This window comes from Streptosporangium nanhuense (assembly GCF_059358815.1).
On record NZ_JCADBG010000084.1, the window covers coordinates 1 to 2,174 of the forward strand.

6 protein-coding genes are annotated in these 2,174 nt (G+C 72.8%); all 6 read left to right on the forward strand.

The genetic code is table 11. The features are described from left to right. The first annotated feature begins 140 nt into the window (after positions 1 to 140). The gene (locus tag AC5L38_RS44030) at positions 141 to 782 is read left to right on the forward strand and encodes a hypothetical protein (RefSeq protein ID WP_495248786.1); all 642 of its coding nucleotides are present in this window, start codon (positions 141 to 143) and stop codon (positions 780 to 782) included. A 49-nt stretch (positions 783 to 831) separates the two neighbouring features. Further along, positions 832 to 1,122, forward strand: a complete 291-nt coding sequence (locus AC5L38_RS44035) for a hypothetical protein (protein ID WP_495248787.1) — start codon at positions 832 to 834, stop codon at positions 1,120 to 1,122. A gap of 176 nt (positions 1,123 to 1,298) precedes the next feature. After that, complete coding sequence (locus tag AC5L38_RS44040) at positions 1,299 to 1,520, forward strand: hypothetical protein (RefSeq protein ID WP_495248788.1); 222 nt, start codon at positions 1,299 to 1,301, stop codon at positions 1,518 to 1,520. Further along, positions 1,517 to 1,678 carry a hypothetical protein gene (locus AC5L38_RS44045; protein ID WP_495248789.1) on the forward strand — a complete coding sequence of 54 codons (162 nt, stop codon included), beginning with the start codon at positions 1,517 to 1,519 and terminating at the stop codon, positions 1,676 to 1,678. The genes AC5L38_RS44040 and AC5L38_RS44045 overlap by 4 nt, the downstream gene beginning before the upstream one ends. 7 nt (positions 1,679 to 1,685) lie before the next feature. Then, positions 1,686 to 1,856, forward strand: a complete 171-nt coding sequence (locus AC5L38_RS44050) for a hypothetical protein (RefSeq protein WP_495248790.1) — start codon at positions 1,686 to 1,688, stop codon at positions 1,854 to 1,856. 49 nt (positions 1,857 to 1,905) lie between these two features. Further along, positions 1,906 to 2,174 (forward strand): hypothetical protein (locus AC5L38_RS44055; RefSeq protein WP_495248791.1); only part of this gene is annotated, 269 nt, incomplete at its 3' end.

Genomic DNA, 2,174 nt, shown 5'->3' on the forward strand with positions numbered 1-2,174 from the left:
CGACGGCAGCAAGGCCCGCGACGTCCACATCACCCCCAGCGAGCTGGACGAGCTGCTGGACGAGCTGCGCACCGCCAGGCCGTCGACGCGCCGCTGACCCTCACCTCATCCATCACCCGACCAATCCGAAGGAACTCAACATGCTCGACTCGACCCCCGCCGTCCCGCACGGCGACCGCACTCACTCCCACGAGCAGACGCTGAACCTGGCGCTGGTCTTGTGGGTTGAGGGCCGACCGTTCTTGGCCGCCGACTTGGACTGGGTCCTGACGGCCACCGGCCAGACGTGGACCTGGCTGCTGGCCCGCCTGGGCGAGCGCGTGGTGACCGGCCTGCTGGCCTACGACACCGCCACCGGCTACCGGGTCATCGACCCCGCCGCCCTGGAGGCCCTCGTGCAGGCGTCCTGGCCGACCACGCCGGGCTCCCCCGCGCCGCCGAAGCTGGGGCTGGCGCGGCTGTACGAGCTCGCCCAGCAAGCGCAGCACGACACGGTCGTAGGAGACGGCGCCCCTGCTCCTCAGTCTGTCGTCGCGCCGGACCGCACCCACCCAATGGTGGCCGCCGTCAGTGCCCGTCCCTGCCTGGACTGCGGCGACCCCGTCCAGGTCCGCAGGGCCGGGCGGGCCCGGACCGCCTTCGGGCTGAGCCTGCTCGCGCTGTTCGCCGCCGTCGGCACCGGCGCCCCGGCCCCGCTCACGATCGCGCTGGTCGTGGCGTTCGCCATCACCTTCGTCCGCTTCATCCGCCTGGCCCCGGCGCCCTGCCGGCACCGGCTCTGACTTTCGCCGACCCCCCTCATCACCAATCGGAAAGGACGACACACCCGCCATGAAGTCCCTGAAGAAGCTCTCCCAGCGCCCCGTCGTCATCGTGCTGGTCCTGGCGGCCGCGCTGTCGATGGCCGCCAAGTGCGACACCACCGCGGCGTGCGCCGCCACCGCAGCGGTCGTCGCGGTCAACCCGCCCGAGCCCGTCACCGACGGCTCCTACAAGGACGGCTCCTACGAGGAGGCCGAGGCGCCGAAGCCCGTCGAGGACAAGGCACCAGAGCCGATCGAGGACGGCAGCTACAAGGACGGCTCCGAGGACGACGGCCAGGACGACGCGTCGGGCTGCTGAACCGGGACGGGCGCGCACCAACGTGGTCATCGGCCAAGACAACCCACGTCGGGCGCGCCCGCTCACCCCATCTCCCCATGCAGAGCAGAGAGGTACCACCCATCATGACGCACCCCACCCCACCCACACCGCGCTCTCCCCGGCCGCCGAGCACGTTCGCCGCAGGGGAGCCTGCGATGAGCGGCGCCGTGCTGCGTGTCCGGCTCGCCGCGCTGGCCTTCGTGGCCATGGTGCTGGCCCTGGCCGTCAACGGGGCCCTGCTGCCCGGCAGCGCGCTGGTCGTGCTGGCCGCCCTCAACCTGGCCTGGTGCGCGCTGATCTGGCCGTGGGCGCCGCTGAGCATGCGCATCATGCTCGGCGTCGCCGCCGCGCTCGCCCTGATGGGAGCCACCGCATGAGCGCCATGACCGAGACGATCGTCTGCACCTGCTGCGGGGGCGTGACCACCGTCGACGCCCGATCGGCTTCCGCGCAGTACGCCTACGGCGAGGACGCGGCCGCCCGCGCGGTGCGCCACCAGCTCGTCACCGCCGCCGCCAACGGCGGGTCACGGTGATGAACCGGTGGCGCCGTCTCTGGCCGAGCTCGCCGCGCCTTGCCAGCGGTGCGCCCACCAGCGGGCCGTGCACACCGGCGGGGCCCAGCCCGGCGGCTGGGCTCCCTATGACCGCATCTGGGCGAACGCGAGCGGCTGGTGCCGCCACCCCGGCTGCGACTGCCCCGCCCGCACCTAGAACACCCGCCCCGGCCCCCGTCCAGGACCCGCACCGTGAAAGGAACGGCATGACAGGGTCGCTCGCCCAGGTGGCCGAGGCCATCGCTGACGCCCTCTATGACCGCGACCTGGAGCGGGCCCGCGATCACTTCGACCGGGCCGTCCAGGGCAGCCAGGCGGCGCTGGAAGCGCTTGCCAAGCAGCTCGCCGCGAACGTGGAGATCCCCGCAGGTGTGGTCGTGGTCGGCTTCGGCTACGACGTGTGGGGCAACCCCTGGCGCGGCGGCTACGCCTGGCGGTGCGGTTCCTGCCGGTGGACTGGCAGCAACTACCTGAC

Bases quoted from the DNA above. Each gene is read 5' to 3' on its own strand.
- AC5L38_RS44035 (WP_495248787.1), top strand. From the start codon at position 832: ATGAAGTCCCTGAAGAAGCTCTCCCAGCGCCCCGTCGTCATCGTGCTG.
- AC5L38_RS44040 (WP_495248788.1), top strand. From the start codon at position 1,299: ATGAGCGGCGCCGTGCTGCGTGTCCGGCTCGCCGCGCTGGCCTTCGTG.
- AC5L38_RS44030 (WP_495248786.1), top strand. From the start codon at position 141: ATGCTCGACTCGACCCCCGCCGTCCCGCACGGCGACCGCACTCACTCC.
- AC5L38_RS44045 (WP_495248789.1), top strand. From the start codon at position 1,517: ATGAGCGCCATGACCGAGACGATCGTCTGCACCTGCTGCGGGGGCGTG.